We start from the raw sequence: 22,908 nt of genomic DNA, 5'->3' as shown, positions 1-22,908 counted from the left end.
TCATGCTAGTTGCTGACGCGCGTTATCACCAGCGTTTGTGCGCATTTCGATTCGATCGCGAGCTGGTGCCAGCAGCCACACCGACGAACACGGCAACAGTCTTGTGTCGGTCGATGCGCTCCGAGAGGGGTCCGCACTGCTGAGTCGAACCGGCCGGCCCTTGCCACCAGTTCGGAAGTTCCGCCTAGCGGTCGAACCGCATGAGGTCTACGCCGGCGAGAATGCCCCCAGGAACTTGCTGCAATCTCCCGCCCTCCGCAAGGCCGCCGAGGTCGATCGCAGCGAAACCCATCTGCTCCACCAAGCCTTGGAACGCACGCTTGGAGGGGATGTCGTCGCCGGACACCAGAACGACCCGGCGCCCCTCCGCCCTTCGGGGATCTCCCGCGAATCTGCACGCGGAGATGGTGTTGAGCGCCTTGACCACACGCGCGCCCCTCGCGAGGTCCGCGACTCGCTCACTGGACGTCAGCACGCCGGGGAGAGGCGCCACCCCGAGTAGGTCATTGGTCGCATCGACAAGTGTTCGACCACCCCAGTCGGGTAGATCGATCAACGCCTGGTCGATGTGGTCGGATTGCACAGCCAAGACCACCGTGTCCATCTCGGCCGCGGCCAACGCACTACCCGCGAACACGCTCGGACCAAGCTTCGACACGGTGGCAGACAGGCTCTGTGGTCCCGCTCGGTTGCTCAAGATCACTTCGTGTCCGGCGGCAGTCGCGCGACGGGCGAAAGCCTGCGCCAGTTGACCGGCTCCAAGCACTCCGATTCGCATGGTTCACCAATCGTCTGCGGCCCGCACATCCGTCAACGCTGCTCACCCGCCCTCGGGGTTCGACGAGGCCGGCTGGCCGAGGGCTGTCCAACCCACTGACAGTAGACAGCCCTGACGTCGCTGAGTCCAATGCACGATGCCACTCGCCCTATCAGAGACTCGTATAACCGTGGCGAGACCCTGGTCGAAGCCAGTCGTTTGACTGGTGCCGATGCGAACGCGAATCGAGATGCTGGTGGGGTGGATCTTCGAGAACTGGAAGCAGTGGTGGCTGTGCAGGAGCACGGCTCCTTCTCTGCTGCGGCCGCCGCGCTCTTCATCTCGCAGCCCGCACTGACGCGTCGAGTCGCCCTCTTGGAGCGCGAGCTGCACGCGCGACTCTTTCTTCGATCCTCCCGCGGGGTGACGTTGACGGATGCCGGGCACGGTGTGATGGAACCCGCACGGCGGGCGCTGGCAGAGGCCGAATCGATCCGCGAGGTCCTTCGCCGCATTCACGGCGGAGCTTCGGGGAGCCTGCGGCTGATCAGCACCAACGCCCTGAGCATTCGCGAGCTCGGGCCGCTCATCGCAGAGTTCCACATGTCAGCCCCGGAAGTGGACCTTCGCGTGTCGAATGCTGATACATCGGCAGAGGCCTTCGCGGCCCTCGAAGCCGGAGCCGCCGATCTTGCCATCGTCGACACGATCAGCGCGAGCGAGGCCATCGCCTCGACCGTCGTACGCGAAGAAGAGCAGTTGGCGGTATTCGCAGTGGGCGACGGAGCGAGGGGAGTCGACCCTGACGTCATTCCGATCGTGTCCGCCGGGCTCCTGGAAGGTCGCGCCATGATTCACCTTCCTGATTCGCGCTACCCGAGGCAGCCGGTTCGGCGTCTTTTCGACATGGTGGGTGTGGAGCCCACATCGACGATCGAAGCCCCGCATTGGGAACTCATGGTTGCCATTGCACGAGCCGGCGGTGGTGTAGCTGTGGTTCCGCGCGCGATGGCGTTGAGGTCTGTCGACGAATCGATGCGCGTTGCGCAGCCGCCCACTCCGATCACCACAACAATCTCCCTCGCAGGGCTCCGGGACCATTCGTCGCCCGTCGCGCGCCGGTTCGCCCGAATGGCGGCCGCGCGAGTCGCAACCTTCGAGGCCCACGCCCACTAGCAAGGGACCGGTCAGGCCACGACGAGCTGATCGCGTTATCACAGGCTGGTCAGGTCGATGCGCGAACGATCAGACCGAGGGCGGCCGCGACCTCGGCTTCCCCATTTTCGTCGTCTACGAACCCGAGCCGCTCGAGAACTGCCGCTACTTCGAGTCGCGCGACCTCTTCGGGCCGAAGCTCGACGGTGCTGAGCGATGGTTCGGACGAGTAGCCCGCAACGATGTTGTCGACCCCGATGACGGCCAGATCCGCCGGGCACTCGAGCCCAGCCCCGCGAATACCCGCGAGCACCACGAGGGCAACGTCGTCGTTGTATGCGCAGACCGCAGTTGCTCCCGCATCCATCAACTGCTGCACGCCCTCTGATGCGACGGTGGCCTGAATGTCGAATCTGACCGCGCACGGTTTCGGCAGGCCCCGGCGCGCACACGCGTCCGCGACCCCCAAGAACCTCTGCGACGAGAGCCCTTCATAACCCGGTTCGGCTGGCTCCGCGAATCCGATCACCTTGTGCCCTTGGGAGACGAGATGGGCAACCTGCATCTCGCCGGTCAGCAGATGGAGCGCTCCCAGGGTTCCCGTTCGTGAGAACACCGAGTAGGACGTGACGCCGACGTCCTTCAGGTCGGTGACCAGCTCGATTGTCGGCTCGAACATGCTGATCACGGCGCGCGGGCGGAGGTCGGCGACAACGTCGAGCAACGGCCGACTGCCCGGGGCGTCGAAATGCACGACAAGGGTCAGACCATGGCGAGCGAGCTCTGAGGTCAGGAAGCTGCTCATGGCAATGGTGAGTTCACCGAGGCGAACATCGGCGATGACCAACATGACGAACCCGCTGCGACCCGCTGCCAAGGTCTGTGCTGCCAGGTTCGGCCGATATCCGAGGTCCGCCGCCGCCTGAAGGACCCGCTGCCGGGTCATCTCCGGGATCCTATGTCCCTCCGGTTCATTGAGGACGAAGCTGACGGTGGTTCGAGACACGCCCGCCCGTCGCGCAACGTCCGTGCTCGTCACGCGCGCCATCCGCTCTTCCCTTCGACGTGTCGGAGTGCTTTCATTGACCGAAGATACCGCTAACCCGCGTTACTAGGGGTGAGCCGCCCGGATTGGAGATCCGATGTCACTCGTGGACGCACCTCCCGCCGCGAACTCATGGGGACCTGACGAGCAGACATTCGCGGACGGTGCCACGACCCGCGGGCGGGTCGGGCTGGGTCGTATCGTTGCCGGGTACTCGCTCGTGGGCCTTACCTGGGCGATCACCTTTCTCGGCTCTCTGGCTGTGCTCGTCCCGGCAAAGCTCGCGGTCATCGACCCGGAGAACAAGACCGCTGATCTGTCCGCGCTCGTCCTTTTCGGAGCCGTCATTTCCCTCCTGTCCAACGTGCTCTTCGGTGCGCTCTCCGACCGGACGAGAACGCGATTAGGTGCGCGCAACCCATGGCTGCTTGCGGGCGGCGCAATCGCCTCGCTCGGCATGGTGATTCTCGGAATCGCGCCCGGAATTGCCGTCCTCGCCATCGGGTGGGCTGTGTTGAATGTCGGCCAGACCGCGTTCCTATCGTCGGTGCTTGCAGCGGTCGCAGACCGCGTCGCGCCTCGTCGTCAAGGACTCGTGTCCGGAGTCATGGGCACGTCCACCACGATCGCGCAGTCTCTGGGCGCCATCATCGCGGCCCAGTTCGTCCTGACCCCCGACATCGGCTTCTGGGCCCTCGCGCCCATCCCCGTCGTCGGCGCCGTCGCCATCGTCCTGCTGATACCCGATGACTCGAACGTGGGTGCTCCCCGACTGCCGATCACCGCGACGACTTTCACGACGGTGTTCGCCTTCCCCAGAAACGCGCCCGATTTCTACTGGGCGCTGTTCGGCCGGCTTCTCATCGTGGTGTCGTTCTTCATGATCCTCAGCTATCAGTTCTTCATCCTGATCGACTACATGAAGTTGGCCCCCACCAGCGCATCGTCGACGATCTCAACGGCTGGGCTGTTCTCCCTCGTCGCGGGCGTCGTCGCCGGCCTCCTTGCGGGCCCGGTGTCGGACCGCCTCAACCGACGCAAGGTCCCCCTCTACGTGGCCAGCGTCCTTCTCGCCATCGGGGCGCTCGCACCGTTCCTGATTCCGGAACCCGGGAGCTTGGTCTTCTTCTCCGCGACCTCAGGTTTCGGGTTGGGTATCTACTGGGCTGTCGATGCTGCCCTCGTGTTACGCGTGCTCCCTAACCCCCTCACCGTCGCGAAAGACCTCGGCCTCCTGGCCATGGCGAACACCGGCGGCCAGGTCATCGCCCCCATCGTCGTCGCCGTTGTCGTCGCAGCAGCTGGCTACCGCCCCGTGTTCTTGATTGCGGCGGCGTGCGCGGTGGTTGGTGCAATCCTCGTCGTTCCCATCCGCAGTGTTCGATGAAGCCCGCAACCCTCGACCCCTTCTTTCGACATCAGTTGCATCTGATCGCCGATATTCGAAGCCTCGATGAGGTCCAGACCGATCCCGAGAAGGGTCGGCGGATGCAGCAGTGGCTGGCCGACCCCTACCCCACTCCGCCCCCATGCCACGTCTCGGTCGACCAGCTCGACACCGGAGCAGGAGTGATCGAGGTCCGCACCTGCCGGCCGCCCCCCGCACGAGATCGACAGCGCCTCCTGATCTGGTGCCACGGCGGAGGTTTCGTCAGCGGCGATCTCGACATGCCCGAGGCTGACGGTGTAGCGAGAGAACTGGCATCCGAACATGGCGTCACCGTCATGACGCCGGCCTACTCCTTGGCGGCTGACGCCACGTCTCAATACCCGACCCCGCATCACCAGGTGCTCGGCGTTCTGGATTGGGCGAGCCGTCAGGCAAGGCAGCTCGGAATCGATCGCGATCAGGTCAATCTGGGCGGAGCCTCCGCAGGTGCAACCATCGCCATGTCGGCCTGCTTCGAACTGCGACGACGAGGACTGCCGATGCCGAGTCGCCTGCTGATGGCCTATCCCTTCCTGCACCGGGAAGTCCGCCCGGACCAAGCTACTGACGACCTTCTCCACGCCCTGCCGATCGCGCTCCGATTTCCGCAGTTCCTCGCCGATCAACTCTTCGGCCGCTACCTCGGCACGGCGGTCGACACCGAATTCGCATCCCTCGAAGGCAATTCACTGCGCGGTTTCCCTCCCTCGATGGTGGCGGTCGCCGAGTTCGATGATCTTCGAAGTTCCGGTGAACGATTCGTCCAGCAGTCGAACGCCGAGGGCACCGAGGCGTTGCTACACCTCTCCCCGGGAACAGTCCACGGCTACCTGAACCGCAGCCGCACTGTCTCCGAGATCAGCCGCACCCTCGCTCGATTCGCAGGGTTCCTCGCTTAGCGATATCCCGTCCGGTCGGCACCTGCTGAACCCTCGTAGCACTAGGGATAGAGATCTTCATCGACGAGATGCTTTTTCGGCATGACCGGATGTGACGATCCACCGCCAACATCGATTCATGACCTCAAGCGACAAACCAACGATCGTCCTCGTCCACGGAGCATGGGCCGATGGCTCCAGCTTCGCCGCCGTCACCGCCACCCTTCAGGTGGAAGGCTTCACCGTCCTCCTCGCCCCCAATCCCCTCCGCGGCGTAGCAACCGACACCAAGGCGGTCGCCGACTTCCTGAATCAGGCGACCCAGGGACCCGTGGTGCTCGCAGCGCACTCCTACGGCGGCGTCGTCATCACCGGAGCCGCGCTCGAAGCCGACAATGTAAAGGCCCTGGTCTTCATCGACGCCTACGCGCCCGATGCGGGCGAGAGCGCGTCGGGTCTCACGAACGCACTCCCGGGTTCGATGCTCAACGTCCCCGACCCCACGACCGTCTTGGATTTCGTGCTCCCGGCGGTTGACGCTCCACAGGGCGAGTACGACAGCTACATCAAGCGCGACAAGTTCCATGAGATCTTCGCGGCAACCCTTCCCCGGGTCGAAGCCGACGCCTTGGGTGCCGGCCAGAATCCGGTGACGCTCGGAGCCCTCGGAACCCCCTTCGAGGGCACGCCGGCGTGGAAGAGCATTCCCAGCTGGTACTTCGTCGGCACGGTCGATCACGTCATCCCCCCGGAGCAGCAGCGAGCCATGGCCCATCGTGCGGGAAGCACGATCGTCGAGGGGCACGCACCGCACCTGTCGATGCTGGCGGAGCCGCTCACCGTGGCGCACGTGATCGTCGAAGCTGCCAAGTCGATCAGCGGAGGTTGGGCTAAAGGGGCTCTGCAATGACACAGACGACGCCAATCCTTCTGACAGGTGTGGGGCCGGGAGAGAGCAACATCGCTCGGCTCGCGGGCGAGATGCTCCTGAAACTCGGGCAACCCATCAGAGCGATGGTCCACCGAGACGACGACTGGGCCGACGGGTTGCGGGCGCACGGCGCGGACGTCGTCGCAGGTGATCTCACTCGCCCTCACGACGTCGCCGCCGCGCTCAGCGGGGTTAGAAGAGTGTTCTTCAATTTCCCGGTGTCGTCGGACTATGTGGAGGCTGCTGCGATTCTGGCATCTCTCGCGCTGGAGGGCGGCGACCTGGAAGTGCTCGTCAGTATGTCGCAGATGACCGTGTCGCAGATGACCTCGACGAGCTCAGAGGAGTCGCAGCAGCAACGGCTCCATTGGCTCGTCGAGCAGATGTTCACATGGTCGCGCCTCCCGGTCGTCACCGTTCGTCCGACCGTATTCCTCGACAACCCGATGTTCACGCGCGCCCCACGGCAGAGCATTGCTAAGAACGGTGTCCTCGCGCTTCCGATCGGACGCGGCAAGACGTCACCAGTCGCTGCGACGGATGTCGCCAATGTGGTCAAGACGGTCCTTCGCGACCCCGCCCGACACATCGGGAACGTTTATGAGCTCACCGGCCCCGAGGTGCTCGGGATCGATGAGCTGGCAGTTCGCTACGGTCGAGCACTCGGGCGTCCAATCACCGGCAGCGACATCCCGGACGAGGTCTACGCGAAGCAGCTCGGCTCTGTCGTCGGCATCCCGCCACACGTTCTCGGGCACCTCCTCACGGTGGCCAAGGTGCATCGCGACGATCGCTACAACCGGCACACAGACGATGTCAGGAACGTCACAGGGCGGGCACCGGAATCCGTCGAGGATTACATCGCCTCGCACGTGGAACTGTTCACTGGCCGTCTTCCCATGCGTGAGTTCGCCCCCACGTCGAGAGGCGTGAGCGCTCGAACATGAGGAAGGAGCCAACGCCGGTGCTGTTCTCCGTCAAGGCGAACGTCCCTCTGGACGCGTTGCTCGATCGCTTCCTCAGCGCTGTCCCGGTCTTTCCGGAGCAGGACGTGCGGGAACTCGTGATGAGTGGAGCCACCTTCGCCGACATCCTCGAGCACATCCGTTCCATCGCTCCGTTGGAGATGATGATCTATTGGCAGGACGCCGTCGGGCCATTGATGAAAAAGGCCGGCAACTACCGTTCTAGCCATGGATTTCTGGTTGGCAACCTTCGCATGCTGTCAACGCTCTTCGATCGGGACCCACGCGTCCTCGCTTTCGTGCCCTTTCGAGTCACTCTGAGCGACGACCTCGACGGCGGAGCCTGGTTCACGGCCGAGATGCCAGGGAACGGCCTCCGCTTGCTGGACGACTCGGCTATCGCCGAGGCGGCACCCAAGATCGATGCGAAACTGCTCGCCATCATGACGGCGATGTCGCTTGAGATACCCACCGAGGCAAGCGCCCAGCTCACCCCGCACCTGTTCGACGAAGGTGGCAGGGAGGAGCTGTGAGTCGTGTGTTGAGAAGCCCGTAAAGCGGGGCGATAGCAAAGCCAGCCGGTGACAGCGCAGGGTGATCGCGCCCCGACCCTCTCGAGCTCGTCCACTCTCGTGCGCGCCGACGCAGCGGATGGTTGTCACCGACGGCCCCGGTACGTCACGATCGGGGCATGACGATGAGTCCGCAGAACGTGGTACCCATTCGACGCGCAATCGTCGTGTTCGCGACGGCCTGCGTGGTCATCAGCTGGGGATTCTGGCTGGTGGTCGGGCTCACCGGCGGTGACGTTCGCCAGTCGCCGACGATCTGGTACTTCGCGATCGGCGCTTCCGGGCCGAGCCTGGCCGCTCTCGTGGCGGTGATCCTCGTGCGTCGCTCGGGACAGCCGACATCTCCGGTAGCAGCGCCGTGGTTATGGGTGCCCGCCGCACTCGTGCTCGGCGCCCTACCTGCCGTCGTCGCCGCGCTCGTGCTCGACGCGCCCGGCTTCGGGTCCGCCGCCCCTGGCGTCATCGACTCGAGCGGCGGACTCATCCTTTTCCTCGTCACCTACCTCATCGCGGGCCCGCTCGCCGAAGAGTTCGGCTAGCGCGGATACCTGCAACCGCGCTTGCGGTTGCGGCTGAACGCGGTGATGACGGCGGTCGTGTTGGGCGCAGCGTGGGGCGTGTGGCACGTGCCGCTGTTCTTCCTGAACGGCAGCGGACAGCACGCCATGGGGTTGCTCAGCCTGCGCGGCCTCCTCTTCTTCCTGAGCCTGATTCCTCTTTCGTTCACCTACCTGTGGGTGTTCGAACGGCTCGGCGGCGCAGTCTGGTCGGCCATCCTGCTGCATTTCGCGGGCAATAGTGCGAGTGCACTGCTGCCGCAGACCTCCGATGCCGGCGCGCTCCTGCAGTTCGGCGTGACCCTGCTCATCGCGCTCGTGTTGCTGGCGGCGAGCCGGTTCGCCAGAGAACGCTCGGCAGGCTCCGCTCGCGTCGTCGGCGACCCGGTGATCGCGGGTGACCGATAACCAACGGTTCTGGAGGTTCGACCTCACTCCCTCTTGTCGTCGTCGATGCCGTCGAGCCGAGCCATGTCCTCGTCGGAGATCTCGAAGTCGATGTCGGCGTTCTCTCGCATGCGATCGGCGTTGGTCGTCTTGGGCAGCGGCACCGTGTCCTTCTGCAGGGCGTAACGGATGCACAGCTGAGCGACCGTGCGGTCGTACCCGTCCGCGATCGCACGCACGTCCTCATCGTCGAGGATCGACCCGGTCGCCAACGGCGAGTACGCCTCGACGAGGATGCCGTGGTCGTGGCAGTAGCGTGTGACGGCGTCCTGCGTGTTGCCGACGAAGAACCGGATCTGGTTCACCTGCGGAACGACGTCGGACGAGGAGGCCAGCGCCTCGAGGTCGGCCACCTCGAAGTTGGACACCCCGATGGCGCGCGCACGTCCGGACTGCTGGATCTCCGCCATCGCCCGCCACGCCTCGGCATTGCCGGAACGGTAGTCCGCACCCTGCTCGTTCCACGGCCACGGTGCATGAATGAGGTAGAGATCGACGTGGTCCATGCCGAGCGCGTCCATGGTGGTCTCGAAGCTCCTCAGAGCGCCGTCGTAGCTCTTCACCTCGGCCGGAAGCTTGGTGGTAACGAAGATCTCGTCGCGGGCGATTCCGCTGTCGGCGATGGCGCGCGCGACACTCGCCTCGTTTCCGTAGGCGCGAGCGGTGTCGATGTGCCGGTAACCCACTTCGAGCGCGGACGTGACCGCGTCGTAGGCGTCGTCCCCGTCAGGAATCTGCCACGTGCCGAAGCCGAGGACGGGGATCTCGACGCCGTTGGCGAGTGCGCGGTGGTCGGTGAGGATGGGCATGGTTGTTCTCCTGACGGATCGCGGTGTTGCTTCGACGCTATCCCGCCCTGCCGACGGACCGAACGGCGGTCGACATACCCGACCCCGCGCGTTAGCATCCGCGGAGCGCCCCTCCAGTAGATTGTGCACATGAGCGCGCCTGTGGGGGAGATGCCCGTGTCCGATGACTCCGCTGCCGCATCCGGTTGGAAAGGTTTCTGGAACCCCGGCGGATGGTGGAAGGCCGTGCTGATCACCGTCGTCTATGCAGCGATGTACCAGGGCATCGGATGGGTGAACGCAACGCTGTTCAGCGGGGTCGTCGACGAGAAGAATCTGTTCGGCGACCCGACGAGCGTGCTCATCGGCGTCGCCCTGCCGATCCTCGTCGCCGGGGGCCTGACCCTGCTCTTCGTGTGGTCGGTCGGATGGCTGCCGACGATCTTCGCACGGCAACCGATCGCCGGGCGGCCGTGGATGTGGATCGCCGTCGTTCTCGTGCTCATCCCCATCGTGATCCGCTTGGTGGCCACCAACTGGTCGGCGTACTCGATGCAGGTGGTGCTGGCCGTCCTGCTGCTCGGGTTGTGCATCGGCTTCGCGGAAGAACTCATCACACGCGGCATCGGCGTGAATCTCCTTCGCCGAGGCGGCTACAGCGAGCGCGTCGTGATGCTGCTGTCGTCGCTGCTGTTCGCACTCCTGCACAGCACCAACATCATCACGGGCCAATCCCCACTTCTGGTGCTGATCACGGTCGTGTACACCTTCGGGTTCGGCGCCATGATGTACCTGTCTATGCGCGTCACCGGCAGCCTGGTCTGGGCGATGCTGCTCCACGCCGCGACCGACCCGACCACCATCCTGGCCACGGGCGGCATCGACTCGACCGGCGGCGCGGCCGGTGATGCCGGTCTGCTCACCATCGCCAGCCTGTTCAACTACGCCTACATCCTGCTCGCCCTCATCGCGATCTTCCTCGTGAAGGGGAGAGTCGGGTCGTCTAGGGTCCGCCGAGCCAGTGATCGATCCGGTGGTGATCGGGAGTGAAGCCGTTGCTCATTCCCCACACGACGGCCTGCGTTCGGCTGCTCACGCCGATCTTTCGATAGATGGCGCGGTTGTACGACTTGATCGTGTTCGGGCTCAGGTAGGTCAGCGCAGCGACCTCGGCGTTGTTCTTTCCCTGGGTGATGAGCGCGAGAATCTCCGACTCGCGATCGGTGATGCCCTCGCGCCGACCGGGCCAGTCGAGCGCCATCGAGAGTTGGGTTCGGCGTGGCGGCTCGCTGATGACCTCCTCGCCCGCGTGAACAGCCTCGAGAGCAGCGACGAGCTCACGCGCCGGCAGGGTCTTGGAGAGGTACCCGCGCACGCCGTGCCCCCGCGCGTAGGCGATCAGCTCCGGATGGAAGTTCCACGTGTAGACGACCGTCTGGCGCGCTCGCGGGTTGGCGACCAGCTGACGGATCTCGTGATGGTCCGACTCCGGCTGGGCGAACGAGTCGTACATCACGACGTCGATCGGATCGCTCAGGGGTTCGTTCGCGTCGATCTCGGCCACGACCACCCGGTCTCGATAGGCGTCGAACATGTGGGCGAGCCCGACGAGCACCACGTCGTAGTCGTCGATGAGAGCTACCGTGATGGGCTTCGCCGGGCGGGACACCATGGGTCGACATTACCTACCTAGGGGTGTGACCGACAGACCTGCGGCGCGCGTAGCTTCGATGCAGTACCCCCGCTCACCGGTCACGACAGTGACCACCAGACCAAAGGATTCACCATGAGCTTCCTCGCATTCCTCCTCCTCGGCCTCATCGCCGGCGCCATCGCCAAGCTGATCATCCCCGGACGCCAGGGTGGCGGCTGGCTGATCACGCTCCTCCTGGGCGTCGTCGGCGCCCTGCTCGGCGGCTGGCTCGGCGGCGCCATCTTCGGCGTCGGATACGACGGGTTCTTCTCGATCCAGTCGTGGCTCATCGCCATCGTCGGCGCCGTCATCGTTCTGCTCATCTACGGACTGGTCGTCGGGCGTCGCACCGCGCGCGCCTGAGATCGAAAGCACCGGAGCGGAACAAGACAGCCGGCGGCCCTGGGGGGCGCCGGCTGTCGCCATGCCCGGCCGAGGATTGCGACAGGACCCGCGGATGTCGTCTCGGTCGAGAAACGCTTCGAAATTAGTTCCCGTCCCGCAATACGGCGACTCATTCGTTGTAACGATGCTGAGTTCGCAACGATATCCGCATTGTCAGCCGCTCTTCCGGGTGCTACGTTCGCTCTGACCATGTGCCGAGCGGGCGGAGATTTCGATGACGAACAGTGAGCTGGAGACCGAGACCTCGCACCAACGTGCGGTCGAGTTCGAGGAGCATCAGCTCCAGGCCGACGGCATCAGTCCCGCCGGCTCGATCGTCATGGCCGTCGCGGGCAGCGCCCCGGCCTACTCGATCGCGGCGACCACGGCCACCCTCGTCGGCGTCGCGGGCCTGGGTGCACCCGGCGCCCTGCTCTGGTGCGGCCTGCCGATGCTCGGCATCGCCTGGGCATTCCTCTACCTGGGCCGGGTCGACGTGCATGCCGGCGCGTCCTACTCCTGGGTGGCGCGTGGCCTGCACCCGATCCTCGGCTTCCTCTCCGGATGGGCGCTCGTGGTGTCGGCGACCATCTTCATGGTCGCGGGCGCGCTGCCTGCCGGTGCCATGACCGTCTCGTTGTTCGCACCGGATCAGGCGAACAACGTCGCGCTCATCACCGCCGTCGGCGCACTCTGGTTCCTCGTGATGGCGGCGTGCGTGATCTTCGGCGTGCATGTCACCGCCCGCGCGCAGTGGATCATGTCCATCGTCGAGGTGAGCATCCTGGTGGTGTTCGCCGCCATCGCCATCATCCGTGCCTCGACGAGTGCCCACAAGGGCCCGAACTTCTCGTGGGACTGGCTGGGGTTCGGTCACCTCACCGGGGCCGGCGTCTTCGTCGCGTCCGCGCTCATCGCGGCCTTCTACTACTGGGGCTGGGACGTGGCGGCCAACCTCAACGAGGAGACGCGGGATGGCCACAAGTCGGCGGGATCCGCCGGCATCATCGGCGTGGTCATCGTGTTCCTCCTCTTCGAGGTGTTCACCATCGCGACACTGGTGATGCTGCCGACCAAGACCATCGAGGACAACAGCGCCAACATCCTCTCGGTGCTGGGCGATGTCGTCTGGCCGGGCATCGGCGGAAAGATCCTCATCGTCGCCGTCGCCCTCTCGACGATCGCCACGCTCGAGACCACGCTCATCCAGGTCACCCGCACCCTGTTCGCGATGGGGCGAGACCGCACCATCCCGTTCGCCTTCGGCAAGATCAACCGCCGCTGGAAGACCCCCGTGTTCGCCACCTTGGTCGTCGTCGGCGTCTCCGTCGTGCTCTTCATCGGATCGAACTTCCTCGGCAGCGTCGGCGACATCCTCTCCAACGCGATCCTCTCCATCGGCCTGCAGATCGCGTTCTACTACGCGCTGGCCGGGCTCGCCGTCATCGTCGGCTTCCGGAAGGTCATCTTCAAATCGATCAAGAACTTCATCTTCATCGGCCTCTGGCCGGCGGTCGGCGCGGCCTTCATGATCTTCATCTTCTTCAGCTCGATCCCCAACAACGATCCGATCGTCAACGTGCTCGGCGTCGGACTCATCCTGGTCGGCCTGGTGCCGCTGGTGCTGTTCTACCGCAAGGCCCGCGCCTACTACACCCGTCGTCCGCTGGAGGTGCCGGAGGACTTCTCGGCCTGATCGCTAGGATCGAGGCATGGACCAGATCGAAGTCGGATACGTCTCGTACACCCTGACCGCCGAGCGGATCGCCCAAGTGGGAGCGGACTTCGACGTCGAGGGGGCCGACGACGCCATCCTCGCTGCGCTCAACGACCAGGTCGGTCCGGCGGTCGTCGTGCACCGCAACGGCAAGGTGTTCGCGGATGCCGACGCCGCTGATCGTGCTCGTGGCATCGACTGGTCAGAGCTGCTCAGGGCCATCGACATCGACCAGGTTCTGGCCGACCACCCCACCAAGCGCTGACGGCGCGGCCGCCGCGGGCCGGTTGGGTCGAGCGCGCGCACGCCCGGCCGGCGGCGTGGTCGCCATCCTCCGGAAGACTCGGAGCCACGGCAACTCGTGCGGCCAGTGCACCGCGATGGTGTGGAATCCGCGCCGGATGCGCAGCCGACCCTTGCCGTCGCTCAATGGGCGCATCGAGATGCCGCTGCGCAGGCTCGGCACGAACCGGATGCGCTGATCGACACCCAGGTGGTACGACAGGTCGAGGTCGTCGTGGGCGAGGGCATCGTGCGTGTGCACGTGGGCACTCACGCTCAGCCAGGCCGAGCGGCGGAAAGCCATGTTGGAGCCGAACAGGGGTACATGCCCCAATGCCAGACCGGTGAGGACGAAGTAGGAGCCGAGGTAGAGGGCGGCCAGGGGTGTTCGGGCGCGCTGCGGACCGTCGCTGAAGAACGCCGGCCCCGTGATCGCCGCGACGTCGCCCCGTCGCGCGAACGCCGAGACGATCGTGCCGACCCAGTCCGGCGCCGGGGTCGAGTCGGCGTCGAGTCGAGCGATGACATCCGTGGTCGCCGCGTGGTAGCCGGCCGCGCTCGCCGCCCCGATTCCCGTCTCCCGCTCCACGATCACCCGGGCGCCGTGGCGCAGCGCCACCGCTCCGGTGTCGTCCGTCGAGCCGTTGTCGACGACGATCACCGCGTCGGGCGGCACGGTCTGGGCGGCCAGGGAGCGCAGGCAGCGACGCAGGTGCTCGGCGTCATTCCTGGCCGGGATGACGACCGTGACCGTCGGCGTGCCTCGAGACGATCCATCCTCGCCGCGCCTCATCGCGCGCCAAGGAAGGGGAGGGCGAATCCCGCGGCGAGCGCTCCGACACCATCGGCGGTGAGGTCTCCGATGGTGTCGTCGTAGCCGACGAAGATGCCGTCGTCGATGAAGTTGTGGCCGCCCCACTCGAGCATCTCCCACAGTGACCCGGCGGCCAGTCCCGCTGCCAGGGTCGCGAGGATGAGGCCCGCCCGGTGCCGGCGCGAGGACGGCAGGAGCCCCGTTTGCTGCGCTCCGATGACGATGAGCGACGCGATCACCGCCGTGAGCACGATGTGGACCACCTTGTCCCAGCCGATGAGTTCGGTGTACAGGTGGAAGATGTTGCTCCACGCGGCGATCAGCACCACGACCCCGGTCAGGATGTCGAGGAACGGGCGGACCGCGAGCGCACGGGGAACCAGGGTGCCGAGCAGCGCGAGCATGAACAGGCCGGCCTGCGCGGGTCCCCAACCGACACCGGCTACGAACACGCTCACGACGGCCAGGACGCGGATGGCGTCGGCGATGAACTCGCTCGGCCTGACGGGCGGACGGATGAACGCGTCGATCAGTCGGCGCATGCCGCTGACGGGGTCATCTCGATTCCCGCCTCCCTGACGCTCCGCTCGGCCGGAGGGTCGGTTTCACGCTACGTCGCGCATCCGCCCCGACCCGTGGGGTTGACAGCCCTCAGACGCCGACCGTGAGCGCGGCGGTGAACCCGCTCGCCACGGAACCCGACATGCTCGCGATCTGGTGGATGCCCTGGTCGTCGCCGAACACCATGTCGCGGGCCAGGCTGGTCTGGGCGAGGTTGCGCACGCTCTGCTCGTAGCCCGCCGTCGCGTAGACGAGCGAGTCGATCTCGGCGGGCAGGGCGATCTGCGACGTCTTCACGATGGGTCCGTTGGCGACGGCGCCGGCAACGTCGGAGTACACCTCGAAGTGCACGTGCGGCCAGCGTCCCGAGTAGCAGGCCGGATAGATGGAGGTGAACCGGGCGACACCCGTCGCATCCGTCGGCTGGACACCGCGCAGGTAGTTCTCGTTGGTGAGTCCATTGCCGTACAACGAGTACTCGCCGTCGCGGTTGCAGTGCCAGACGTACACGCCAGCCCCCACGAGTGCCGCGCCGGTCGACGCGTTCCGCACCGTGAGCTCGATGGTCATCGGGATGCCGGCGGCCACCGTCGACGACGAGCCGAAACTGGAACGGATGTCGCTGCGCACGATGCCGGAGTCGTCGAGCACGTTCACGCCGTTCGACCCGTCGCCGGGATAGGGTCCGCCGGTCTCATCGGGCACCTCGGCGATCGGGCCGGATGCCGCGGCGGTCGCAGTCGCCGTCGCCGCGCCCGTCGCGGGCGTCGGGCTGGCGCTCGCCGTGGAACTCGCGGTGGCCGTCGCGCCGGTCGACGAGCAGGCCGCCAACAGCGCGGTCGCGCCGAGGCCGCCGAAGATGCCGAGTGCGCGCCGCCGGTCGACCAGGGTCCGGATGTCGTAGACGAGGCCGCGGTGGTCCTCGTCGATCACCTCGCCGTTCTCGTCGATCCAGCGCGGGTCTGTCGCCTTCGTGCGGGCCATGTCGCCTCCCTCGTCGTGTCGACTCAGTGTGAGAGGACAGACTGTGGGCCGACCATGGCCTCTCTGTGAGAGCGCTATGACGGCGCGATGACGGGTGGAGCCCAGGTGATGCGCGCGGCCGCCTGACACGCCGATGCCGAATGGCAGTTCTGAAGCGCGTCGAGGGCTCGAGGCAGGCTGGGCGGAACGCCCTGCGCCGCGATATTGGTCAGCTCGTTCGGGTCATGAGTCGTGTCGTAGTACTCCTCCTCACCGCTCGCGTATCGCACGTAGAGGGCGGTGGCCGTGCGGACGGCCTCGTACGAGGGCGGGTCGGCGTGCTGCTGGTTCTGCGCGTCGGGATCGCCCTTGGCGTCGTTCGGCCCGTGATGCTCGATCAGCACGGCCTGCTGCCAGGACGCCGGCGTGTGGCCATGCCACAGGTCGGCGAGGCTCACGCCATCCACGTTCGAGCCCACCGGTGCTCCGCCCAGGGTCTCGAAGGTCGGCGCGAGATCGATGTTGGAGACGAGGGAGGTCTCGACCCGACCCGCCGGCACGCCCGGACCGGCGACGACGAGGGGAACGTTGATGTCGCTGTCGAAGGCGGTCTGCTTGCCGGGCAGCAGCCGGTACTCGCCCATGTGATAGCCGTTGTCCGAACTGAACACGACATCCGTCTCGCCGGCGACCCCGCGAGCCGTGAGCTCGTCCTGGAGGTGGCCGAGCAGGTCGTCGACGCCCCGGTCCGCCTCGAGGCGCTTGTCGTAGGAGGCGCGCATCTGCTGTTGCTGCTGCGCGGTGAGCGGCGGGCGTCCCGCGAGCCAACTGGGCGGGTTGGTCGGTGCCGCGTCGTAGGCAGGGGTCTTCGGATACGCGACGCCCTGGTCGGCCGTCGCGTAGCGCGGCGCCGGCGTGTAGGGCGCGTGCGGCGCGAACGTGGCCACCTCCAGCATGAACGGCTGGTGCGACGACGTCGACGAGTCGATGAACGCCGCGCCCTTCTTCGCCAGCACGTCCACCATGTAGTCGGAGGCCGCCTTCCCGAAGTGCTGGGCGTGGCCGTTCTCGTTGAGGTCGTAGTCGAACTCGCGGTAGCCGGCCTGCCCGGCGACTCGTTCCAGCCGGGGGGCACCGGGTCCGTCACGGCGTAGCCGTTGAGGTACTTGCCCATGAATCCGGTGCGGTAGCCGGCCTTCTGCAGGGCCACGGCGAACGAGCGCTGCTGGTTGCCGTTGGAGTTGAACGCCGAGTAGCCGCCATCCGTCCCCGAGTTGGTGAACACGCCGTCGTCGTGCGGGTACTCGCCCGTGAAGATGGCGGACCGCGATGGGCAGCAGAGCGAGTCGACGACGTCGTAGTTGCCGAAGGTCTCGCCCGCCTTCCCGAGCGCCTGAACGTGCGGCATGCGGCTGACGAGGTTCATGGCGAGGTCGTCGGTGAGTACGAAGACGATGTTGGGCCGGGTGGCGCCGGCCGTGCCGACCGGAGACGAGGCGGGAGCGCCCGCCGGCGCCGCGACGCACGAGGAGACGAGCAGGGTCACGGCGATGGCGACCACGACAACGGCGACGCGTTTCATGGCCACATTCTGTTCGCCCCCGGTAAACGTCGGATGCAGGGAACGTCAGGGGAATGTCAGGGCGCCGCGGCGAGCGGAGACCCCACCTAGCGGATCTCCTCCGGCACTCGACCGTGGTCGGGCGCGACGTGCTCGAGCAACTGGCGCCACGCGCTCGCGATCACGAGACGGCCGGTGTCCTGCACCCGAGCGCGACGCGCTCCGGGGATGCGTTTGCCGAACACGCTGGCATCCTCCGAGTCCGACATCGGGTCGCCGTCTCCATAGACGATGATCGTCTCCGCGGTGATCGAGGACAGGTCGTCGGCCCAGGAGTCGTCGCGGAGGGCGAGCAGATCGGTGGCGACTCCGGCTGCCTCCTGCGCCTGGGCGTCCTGCAGCATCCGCTGCACGCGACCTTCCAGACCGAGCATGGCGAAAGCGGGATCGTCGTCATCGACCCCGAGTGTGTCCGTCGTGAAGGGCAGGCGGTCGCGCAAGGATTCGGCGAGGGCATCGACGGAGGTGTTTCGACCGACGTCGGCACCCTCGAGCGCGTTGCCGGGCCCGCGGCCGTTCCCGGAGGCGTCGGGTGACGCGGCTCCGACGATGACGAGGCGGTCCACCTTGTCGGGATGCTGGGCAGCTAGGGAGAGCGCCACCGCGCCACCGGTGCCCCAGCCGATCACCCCGATGCGCCCGAAGTCGGTGTGCTCCACGTTCATGGCGATCGACTCCGACCGGGAGACGTACTCGAAGATGTCCTCGGCGAAGCCCTGGATGGACGGCGCGACGCCGCTCGGCCACGGATCGGAGGCGCCGTAGCCCGGCCGGTCGACCGCGAGCAGGTGCACGCCCCACCGATTCGTCACGATCGGATTCGGATCGAAGCCCCCGGAGCCGGGAGTGGGGTGGCAGAACACCACCAGCCGTCGCGACAGCGGATCCCCCGCCGCGGACACCCCGATGTGCCGCCCGGTGTGGAGCCTGAATCGGTGATCAGCCATGGTGTCTCCTCGTCAACCCCGTCCTGCGGATTGTACGGAGCGGTGACGGGGGTGCGTCAAGCTCTGGCGCCGGGAGGCCCCGTCCCCCCGGCTACCATGAACCCGTGACCATCGCCTTCTGGTTCTGCGCCGCCATCACCCTCATCAGTGCGCTCGTGAGCCTCGGGTACGCCATCGCCGGGCTTCGCGGCGCGGATGCCGGTGCGCGCACGGCCTCGGAGTACGCGTTCTCGCGGAGCCTCGCGCTGGCGATCGCGGCGATCGTCGCCTTATTCACGACATCCGTCGCCTTCGTCGCCGCCGTCGCGCTCGCGATGGTGATCGTGCAGCTCGTCGACGCCGTCATCGGCGCCCGCATCCCCGACCGGGTGAAGACGTTCGGTCCGGCAGCGACAGCCCTCGTCAACGCGGCCGCGCTGGTCTGGATGCTCGCGTCCTGAGCGGCGCGCCTCAGCGGGCTGCCTCAGCGGCGCGCCTCAGCGGGCGCCGATACGGGTCGTGGCGTCTGCGCCCGCGTGGGCTGCGGCCCCGACGGCATCGACGAGCGACGCACCTGCGGCGACGGATGCGGCGAGCGCGCCGATGAACGCGTCGCCCGCACCGGTCGTGTCGATCGCGCTAACCGCGACGGCGGGCACGTCGGTGACCTCGCCGGTGGTGTGGATGCGCGCCCCCCGTGCCCCGCGAGTCACGACGACCGCGTGCGTGCCCGCCGCGAGCAGGTCGTCGATCGTCGAGTGACCCAAGGCCTCGGCCTCGTGCTCGTTCGGCACCAGCACGTCGATGAGCGGCAGCAGGTCGGACGGAAGGGCGCGTGCTGGAGCCGGGTTGAGAATGACCGTCCATCCCCGAGCGGATGCCTCGCGTGCCGCGTGCGTCATCGTGGCGAACGGGGTCTCGAGTCCGAGGACGACGACCGGCGGCTCCCCGGTCACCTCGCCAAATGCCGCGTCGACGTCGGCGGGGGAGAGTTCCGCGTTGGCGCCGGCGACCACCACGATGGCGTTCTCGCCGTCGTCCGCCACCTGGATGAACGCCATCCCCGTCGGCGAATCCCCGATGACGCGCACCCGGTCGTCGGCGACGTGGGCATCACGCAGGGCGGCGCGCGCGGATTCGCCGTATGCGTCAGCGCCGATGCAGGCGACCAGGCTCGTGGACGCTCCCGCTCGCGTCGCGGCGACGGCCTGGTTGGCACCCTTTCCGCCCTGCAGGGTGGCGAAGTCGCGGCCGGGCACGGTGGCGCCGGGCGCGACGATCGAATCGGTGCGCATGGTGAGGTCGACGTTCACGGACCCGACCACGATCACCTGGCCGGGCTGAGACATCCGTTCATCCATCCGCCCACCGTACCCACCCGGTGCGTCGGTCGTCAGTGGACCGTGACCGACACCGTGTGCCAGCCGGTCGCGCCGTCGGGCGCGGGTGGCGCTTCGCTCGAGGTCTGCGTGTAACCGCTCGCATCCGTCGCGCGGACCGAGAGCTCGTGCCCGCCCGCCGGCGCATCCCACTCGTAGACCCACTGTCGCCAGGTGTCGGCCGACGCCGAGTCTGCCAACCGCGCCTGCCGCCACTCGCCACCGTCGACGCGCACCTCGACGCCCGTGATGCCGGTGTGCGGCGCCCAGGCCACCCCGGCCACGGCGACCGAGCCCGCGGATACTCCTGCGCCAGCACGCGGGGTGTCGATGCGCGACTCGGTCTTGATCGGTCCCTTCGCGCTCCAGCCCTTGTCGGTCCAGTAGCCCATCGCGTCGGCGAACCGGGTGACCTCGAGCTCGGTGACCCACTTCGTCGCCGACACGTAGCCGTACAACCCCGGCACGACCATCCGCACCGGGAAGCCGTGCTCGATCGGCAGGGGAGTGCCGTTCATGCCCACCGCGAGGATCGCCTCGGTGCCCGCGTCCTGCAGCACGTCGAGGGGGGTGCCGGCGGTCCAGCCGTCGACGCTGTGCGAGAGCACCATGTCGGCGCCGGACTGCGGGCCGGCTCGCTTCAACAGCTCGCGGATGGGGTAGCCGAGCCACAGGGCGTTGCCGATGAGGTCGCCGCCCACCTCGTTCGACACGCAGCTCAGGGTGGCGACGTGCTCGATGAGCGGCAGGTCGAGCAGCTCCGCCCAGGTGAGTTCGACCTCGTGGTCGACGAGGCCGTGGATGCGCAGCTTCCACGTGTTGGGGTCGACAGCGGGAACCTGCAGGGCCGTGTCGATGCGGTAGAACTGCCCGTTCGGCGTGATGTACGGCGAGAGCCCGTCGAGCGCGAGCTCCGCCCCCGCCGGCACCTCGGGCGCGGCCGAGGCCGGAGCCGGCAGCCGGAGGGCATCGCGCACGGAGTGGACGGCCGCGCTGCCGGCGTTCACCATGCGGGAGCCGGTCCCGACGACGACGGCCGCGGCGGCGGCGAGCGCCGAGTAGAGCACGAAGGATCGGCGGTCGATGCCCGCGGTGACGCGCTGTCCGCCATCCGTCGCATCACGCCAACGATGCAGGCGACGGATGGCCGCGCGCAGCACGAGCGCGCCCGTCACCATCCCGACGACGGTCGGCAGCGCCGAGAACACTCCGGCGCCCGCGCGAGTGAGCACGGCGAAGACGGCGATGCCCGAGACCACGACCAGGATGACCGTGCCCCACGGCGGACGGCGGAACTCCAGCCATCCCGCCCAAGCCGCGGCGGCCGTGACGATCAGGCCGAGCACGATGAGCAGGACGGCCTTGTCTGCGGTGCCGAACAGGTCGATGACGATGGTCTTGAATCCGCCGGGCACCAGGTCGATGACCCACGCGCCGACCGCGAACAGCGGGCTGGCCTCCGCTCCGACGAAGACGGCGATGAGCTCGGCGACCGCGAGGGTGACGGCGGCGGCGATGAGCCCGCACAACGCGGCGAGCCAGCCGGTCGCCCGGGTCGAAGTGGTCACCGCACCAGCGTAGATCCCGGCGCTGTCTAGACTGGATCGCATCAGGAGAAGCACAGGGAGGTTCGCCAGTGCAGCCGCTGACCGAGGATGAGATCCGCACGTCGCTCATGAACTCCACCGCCGAGGAGGAGCGCACCGTCGCCCTCCCGGTCGACTACCTGCTCACCGACTGGGAGCGCATCGACTTCCTCGGCTGGCGGGATCCCAAGGCTCCCCGTCGTGGCTACATCGTCACGGAGGTCGATGGAGAGCCGGTCGGCGTCGTGCTGCGCGCGGCCGAGACGTCGATGCCGCACAATCGCAGTGCCTACTGCAGCCTCTGCCACACGCTGCAACCGGCCGACCAGGTGTCGCTGTTCACGGCCCGTCGGGTCGGCGAGGCGGGCGAGCGCGGCGACAGCGTCGGCCAGTACATCTGCTCGGACCTCTCCTGCCCCGAGAACGTGCGGCTCGGGGCGCCGCTCGCGCCACTCGAGGTTCCCGCGGTCGGCCACACGGATGCGCGCATCTCCGGCCTGGCCGAGCGCACACGACGCTTCCTGTCGAGCGTCCGCGAGGGCTGACGCGCCAGCTCCCTCGCCTGCACTCTCCGGCGCTCTCGTGTCGCGTCCATTGCGCTGCTCAGCTGGACGGATGCTGCTGCCGAGGCGGCGGCATCCGTCCGTTCGGGCAGCGTGACGGCTTCAGCGGGCGGCGATCAGAGCGCGACCGGCTCCAGGGTGGCGCGCTTGGCCGCACGGCCGTCGCCGGAGGAGCGACCCGTGAGCCTGCGCCCGATCCAGGGCAGCACGTACTCGCGGTAGTACGCGGCGGTCCGGCGGCCCTTCTCGCCGGCGGGCCCAGCGGCCACCTCCTCGACGCCCCACTCCGTCGGAACGGCGACCCCGAGCCCGGTCAGCACGTTGGAGGCGACCCGGGCGTGACCGAGGGCGTTCAGGTGCAGCTTGTCCGGTGACCAGTAGCGGATGTCGCGGAGCCCGACATCCGAGAAGTTGTCCACGAATGTCACACCCGGCTGGTCGGCGAGGTCTACGAGCGCCGCGGTGAGCGCGACGCCGCGCTTGTCGAACACCGAACCCAGCGGAAGGTGGTCGGTCGGGTTCGCGCCCGAGAGCATGAGGGCGTGGATGCCTGCCGCACGGATGCGCTCGATCGCCCCGCGGAAGCGCGAGACCACGAGGTCCGTCGGCATCTTCGGGCGCATGATGTCGTTGCCGCCGCCGTTGAAGCTGATCATCTCGGGCGCCAGCGCGATGGCCGGCTCGAGCTGCTCGTCGATGATGGGGCCGAGCTTGCGGCCACGGATGGCGAGGTTCGCGTAGGTGACCCGCTCGGGCGCCGCGGCCTGCGCGAGCCCGACGGCGACGAAGTCCGCCCATCCGCGAACGCTGCCGTCGGCGAGGTCGTCTCCGACACCCTCGGTGAAACTGTCGCCGATCGCGACGAAACTGCGGAACTGAGGCACGCGACGAGCCT

Annotated in this window: 25 protein-coding genes and 2 pseudogenes; 14 read left to right on the top strand and 13 right to left on the bottom strand. The window is 67.3% G+C overall.

Annotation, left to right across the window (positions count from 1 at the left end):
- Nucleotides 1–184 precede the first annotated feature (184 nt).
- Nucleotides 185–778 carry an NADPH-dependent F420 reductase gene (locus E6C70_RS16065; RefSeq protein ID WP_136425517.1) on the bottom strand — a complete coding sequence of 198 codons (594 nt, stop codon included), beginning with the start codon at nt 776–778 and terminating at the stop codon, nt 185–187.
- Nucleotides 779–1,018: 240 nt separating this feature from the next.
- On the opposite strand from E6C70_RS16065, the gene E6C70_RS16060 reads away from it, so the two are divergent.
- Complete coding sequence (locus E6C70_RS16060) at nt 1,019–1,933, top strand: LysR family transcriptional regulator (RefSeq protein WP_168770993.1); 915 nt, start codon at nt 1,019–1,021, stop codon at nt 1,931–1,933.
- Between the two features lie 49 nt (nt 1,934–1,982).
- Here E6C70_RS16060 and E6C70_RS16055 read toward each other — a convergent pair whose 3' ends face one another.
- Entirely contained in the window at nt 1,983–2,960 is a 978-nt protein-coding gene (locus tag E6C70_RS16055; RefSeq protein WP_136425515.1) for a LacI family DNA-binding transcriptional regulator, read from the bottom strand.
- Nucleotides 2,961–3,054: 94 nt separating this feature from the next.
- On the opposite strand from E6C70_RS16055, the gene E6C70_RS16050 reads away from it, so the two are divergent.
- From E6C70_RS16050 to E6C70_RS16020, 7 genes are all read left to right on the top strand, one after another.
- Nucleotides 3,055–4,344, top strand: coding sequence for an MFS transporter (locus E6C70_RS16050; RefSeq protein WP_136425514.1), 1,290 nt, complete (start codon nt 3,055–3,057; stop codon nt 4,342–4,344).
- The gene (locus E6C70_RS16045; protein WP_136425513.1) at nt 4,341–5,285 is read left to right on the top strand and encodes an alpha/beta hydrolase; all 945 of its coding nucleotides are present in this window, start codon (nt 4,341–4,343) and stop codon (nt 5,283–5,285) included. Before E6C70_RS16050 ends, E6C70_RS16045 begins: the two co-directional genes overlap by 4 nt.
- Before the next feature lie 118 nt (nt 5,286–5,403).
- On the top strand, nt 5,404–6,174 hold the full coding sequence (locus tag E6C70_RS16040; protein ID WP_136425512.1) for an alpha/beta fold hydrolase: 771 nt from the start codon (nt 5,404–5,406) through the stop codon (nt 6,172–6,174).
- The gene (locus E6C70_RS16035) at nt 6,171–7,142 is read left to right on the top strand and encodes an NmrA family NAD(P)-binding protein (RefSeq protein WP_136425511.1); all 972 of its coding nucleotides are present in this window, start codon (nt 6,171–6,173) and stop codon (nt 7,140–7,142) included. Before E6C70_RS16040 ends, E6C70_RS16035 begins: the two co-directional genes overlap by 4 nt.
- Nucleotides 7,139–7,693 carry a DUF302 domain-containing protein gene (locus E6C70_RS16030; RefSeq protein ID WP_136425510.1) on the top strand — a complete coding sequence of 185 codons (555 nt, stop codon included), beginning with the start codon at nt 7,139–7,141 and terminating at the stop codon, nt 7,691–7,693. Before E6C70_RS16035 ends, E6C70_RS16030 begins: the two co-directional genes overlap by 4 nt.
- Before the next feature lie 158 nt (nt 7,694–7,851).
- Nucleotides 7,852–8,271: a hypothetical protein gene (locus E6C70_RS16025; protein WP_136425509.1), complete on the top strand. Its 420-nt coding sequence runs from the start codon at nt 7,852–7,854 to the stop codon at nt 8,269–8,271.
- Nucleotides 8,272–8,280: 9 nt separating this feature from the next.
- Nucleotides 8,281–8,697 (top strand): CPBP family glutamic-type intramembrane protease, encoded by a 417-nt coding sequence (locus tag E6C70_RS16020; protein WP_268895970.1) that lies wholly within the window; start codon nt 8,281–8,283, stop codon nt 8,695–8,697.
- 23 nt (nt 8,698–8,720) lie between these two features.
- On the opposite strand, the gene E6C70_RS16015 is transcribed toward E6C70_RS16020, so the two are convergent.
- Nucleotides 8,721–9,545 carry an aldo/keto reductase gene (locus E6C70_RS16015; protein ID WP_136425507.1) on the bottom strand — a complete coding sequence of 275 codons (825 nt, stop codon included), beginning with the start codon at nt 9,543–9,545 and terminating at the stop codon, nt 8,721–8,723.
- Nucleotides 9,546–9,674: 129 nt separating this feature from the next.
- Between E6C70_RS16015 and E6C70_RS16010 the strand changes: the two genes are divergently transcribed.
- Entirely contained in the window at nt 9,675–10,574 is a 900-nt protein-coding gene (locus E6C70_RS16010; RefSeq protein ID WP_235833588.1) for a CPBP family glutamic-type intramembrane protease, read from the top strand.
- Here the strand turns inward: E6C70_RS16010 and E6C70_RS16005 are convergent.
- Nucleotides 10,528–11,196, bottom strand: coding sequence for a response regulator transcription factor (locus E6C70_RS16005; RefSeq protein ID WP_136425506.1), 669 nt, complete (start codon nt 11,194–11,196; stop codon nt 10,528–10,530). The two genes, E6C70_RS16010 and E6C70_RS16005, sit on opposite strands and share 47 nt — an antisense overlap.
- Nucleotides 11,197–11,310: 114 nt before the next feature.
- Here E6C70_RS16005 and E6C70_RS16000 point away from each other — a divergent pair, with 114 nt between their 5' ends.
- The 3 genes from E6C70_RS16000 (at nt 11,311) to E6C70_RS15990 (ending at nt 13,583) form a co-directional block, all read left to right on the top strand.
- Nucleotides 11,311–11,580, top strand: a complete 270-nt coding sequence (locus tag E6C70_RS16000; RefSeq protein WP_136425505.1) for a GlsB/YeaQ/YmgE family stress response membrane protein — start codon at nt 11,311–11,313, stop codon at nt 11,578–11,580.
- 256 nt (nt 11,581–11,836) lie between these two features.
- Nucleotides 11,837–13,297: an APC family permease gene (locus E6C70_RS15995; protein ID WP_136425504.1), complete on the top strand. Its 1,461-nt coding sequence runs from the start codon at nt 11,837–11,839 to the stop codon at nt 13,295–13,297.
- 16 nt (nt 13,298–13,313) lie between these two features.
- Nucleotides 13,314–13,583, top strand: coding sequence for a hypothetical protein (locus E6C70_RS15990; protein ID WP_136425503.1), 270 nt, complete (start codon nt 13,314–13,316; stop codon nt 13,581–13,583).
- Here the strand turns inward: E6C70_RS15990 and E6C70_RS15985 are convergent.
- From E6C70_RS15985 to E6C70_RS15965, 6 genes and pseudogenes are all read right to left on the bottom strand, one after another.
- Entirely contained in the window at nt 13,521–14,393 is an 873-nt protein-coding gene (locus E6C70_RS15985) for a glycosyltransferase family 2 protein (protein ID WP_136425502.1), read from the bottom strand. The two genes, E6C70_RS15990 and E6C70_RS15985, sit on opposite strands and share 63 nt — an antisense overlap.
- Complete coding sequence (locus E6C70_RS15980; protein ID WP_136425501.1) at nt 14,390–14,956, bottom strand: DUF2238 domain-containing protein; 567 nt, start codon at nt 14,954–14,956, stop codon at nt 14,390–14,392. The genes E6C70_RS15985 and E6C70_RS15980 overlap by 4 nt, the downstream gene beginning before the upstream one ends.
- Nucleotides 14,957–15,065: 109 nt before the next feature.
- Nucleotides 15,066–15,959: a dioxygenase family protein gene (locus tag E6C70_RS15975; RefSeq protein ID WP_136425500.1), complete on the bottom strand. Its 894-nt coding sequence runs from the start codon at nt 15,957–15,959 to the stop codon at nt 15,066–15,068.
- Between the two features lie 74 nt (nt 15,960–16,033).
- A pseudogene (locus E6C70_RS16890) lies at nt 16,034–16,978 on the bottom strand (sulfatase-like hydrolase/transferase); the annotation flags it as partial.
- 149 nt (nt 16,979–17,127) lie between these two features.
- A pseudogene (locus E6C70_RS17340) lies at nt 17,128–17,346 on the bottom strand (sulfatase-like hydrolase/transferase); the annotation flags it as partial.
- A gap of 260 nt (nt 17,347–17,606) precedes the next feature.
- Nucleotides 17,607–18,506, bottom strand: a complete 900-nt coding sequence (locus E6C70_RS15965) for an alpha/beta fold hydrolase (RefSeq protein ID WP_136425499.1) — start codon at nt 18,504–18,506, stop codon at nt 17,607–17,609.
- Between the two features lie 104 nt (nt 18,507–18,610).
- On the opposite strand from E6C70_RS15965, the gene E6C70_RS15960 reads away from it, so the two are divergent.
- Nucleotides 18,611–18,946: a hypothetical protein gene (locus tag E6C70_RS15960; RefSeq protein WP_136425498.1), complete on the top strand. Its 336-nt coding sequence runs from the start codon at nt 18,611–18,613 to the stop codon at nt 18,944–18,946.
- A gap of 36 nt (nt 18,947–18,982) precedes the next feature.
- On the opposite strand, the gene E6C70_RS15955 is transcribed toward E6C70_RS15960, so the two are convergent.
- Both E6C70_RS15955 and E6C70_RS15950 read right to left on the bottom strand, forming a co-directional pair.
- Nucleotides 18,983–19,846: a ribokinase gene (locus E6C70_RS15955; RefSeq protein ID WP_136425497.1), complete on the bottom strand. Its 864-nt coding sequence runs from the start codon at nt 19,844–19,846 to the stop codon at nt 18,983–18,985.
- Nucleotides 19,847–19,878: 32 nt separating this feature from the next.
- The gene (locus E6C70_RS15950; RefSeq protein WP_136425496.1) at nt 19,879–21,474 is read right to left on the bottom strand and encodes a molybdopterin-dependent oxidoreductase; all 1,596 of its coding nucleotides are present in this window, start codon (nt 21,472–21,474) and stop codon (nt 19,879–19,881) included.
- 26 nt (nt 21,475–21,500) lie between these two features.
- Between E6C70_RS15950 and E6C70_RS15945 the strand changes: the two genes are divergently transcribed.
- A complete protein-coding gene (locus E6C70_RS15945; RefSeq protein WP_136425495.1) occupies nt 21,501–21,995 on the top strand; it encodes an FBP domain-containing protein in 495 nt (164 codons plus the stop codon).
- A 134-nt stretch (nt 21,996–22,129) separates the two neighbouring features.
- On the opposite strand, the gene E6C70_RS15940 is transcribed toward E6C70_RS15945, so the two are convergent.
- Entirely contained in the window at nt 22,130–22,897 is a 768-nt protein-coding gene (locus E6C70_RS15940) for an SGNH/GDSL hydrolase family protein (protein ID WP_136425494.1), read from the bottom strand.
- Nucleotides 22,898–22,908 lie beyond the last annotated feature (11 nt).

The sequence above is a fragment of the Orlajensenia flava genome (assembly GCF_004801905.1).
GTDB classification, from domain to species: Bacteria; Actinomycetota; Actinomycetes; order Actinomycetales; family Microbacteriaceae; genus Orlajensenia; species Orlajensenia flava.
The sequence above is the reverse complement of the archived record's forward strand: the minus strand, read 5'-3'. Positions and strand labels throughout refer to the sequence as shown.

Bases quoted from the DNA above. Each gene is read 5' to 3' on its own strand.
- E6C70_RS16065 (WP_136425517.1), bottom strand. From the start codon at position 778: ATGCGAATCGGAGTGCTTGGAGCCGGTCAACTGGCGCAGGCTTTCGCC.
- E6C70_RS16055 (WP_136425515.1), bottom strand. From the start codon at position 2,960: ATGGCGCGCGTGACGAGCACGGACGTTGCGCGACGGGCGGGCGTGTCT.
- E6C70_RS16050 (WP_136425514.1), top strand. From the start codon at position 3,055: ATGTCACTCGTGGACGCACCTCCCGCCGCGAACTCATGGGGACCTGAC.
- E6C70_RS16045 (WP_136425513.1), top strand. From the start codon at position 4,341: ATGAAGCCCGCAACCCTCGACCCCTTCTTTCGACATCAGTTGCATCTG.
- E6C70_RS16040 (WP_136425512.1), top strand. From the start codon at position 5,404: ATGACCTCAAGCGACAAACCAACGATCGTCCTCGTCCACGGAGCATGG.
- E6C70_RS16035 (WP_136425511.1), top strand. From the start codon at position 6,171: ATGACACAGACGACGCCAATCCTTCTGACAGGTGTGGGGCCGGGAGAG.
- E6C70_RS16030 (WP_136425510.1), top strand. From the start codon at position 7,139: ATGAGGAAGGAGCCAACGCCGGTGCTGTTCTCCGTCAAGGCGAACGTC.
- E6C70_RS16025 (WP_136425509.1), top strand. From the start codon at position 7,852: ATGACGATGAGTCCGCAGAACGTGGTACCCATTCGACGCGCAATCGTC.
- E6C70_RS16015 (WP_136425507.1), bottom strand. From the start codon at position 9,545: ATGCCCATCCTCACCGACCACCGCGCACTCGCCAACGGCGTCGAGATC.
- E6C70_RS16010 (WP_235833588.1), top strand. From the start codon at position 9,675: ATGAGCGCGCCTGTGGGGGAGATGCCCGTGTCCGATGACTCCGCTGCC.
- E6C70_RS16005 (WP_136425506.1), bottom strand. From the start codon at position 11,196: ATGGTGTCCCGCCCGGCGAAGCCCATCACGGTAGCTCTCATCGACGAC.
- E6C70_RS16000 (WP_136425505.1), top strand. From the start codon at position 11,311: ATGAGCTTCCTCGCATTCCTCCTCCTCGGCCTCATCGCCGGCGCCATC.
- E6C70_RS15995 (WP_136425504.1), top strand. From the start codon at position 11,837: ATGACGAACAGTGAGCTGGAGACCGAGACCTCGCACCAACGTGCGGTC.
- E6C70_RS15990 (WP_136425503.1), top strand. From the start codon at position 13,314: ATGGACCAGATCGAAGTCGGATACGTCTCGTACACCCTGACCGCCGAG.
- E6C70_RS15985 (WP_136425502.1), bottom strand. From the start codon at position 14,393: ATGAGGCGCGGCGAGGATGGATCGTCTCGAGGCACGCCGACGGTCACG.
- E6C70_RS15980 (WP_136425501.1), bottom strand. From the start codon at position 14,956: ATGCGCCGACTGATCGACGCGTTCATCCGTCCGCCCGTCAGGCCGAGC.
- E6C70_RS15975 (WP_136425500.1), bottom strand. From the start codon at position 15,959: ATGGCCCGCACGAAGGCGACAGACCCGCGCTGGATCGACGAGAACGGC.
- E6C70_RS15965 (WP_136425499.1), bottom strand. From the start codon at position 18,506: ATGGCTGATCACCGATTCAGGCTCCACACCGGGCGGCACATCGGGGTG.
- E6C70_RS15955 (WP_136425497.1), bottom strand. From the start codon at position 19,846: ATGGATGAACGGATGTCTCAGCCCGGCCAGGTGATCGTGGTCGGGTCC.
- E6C70_RS15950 (WP_136425496.1), bottom strand. From the start codon at position 21,474: ATGCGATCCAGTCTAGACAGCGCCGGGATCTACGCTGGTGCGGTGACC.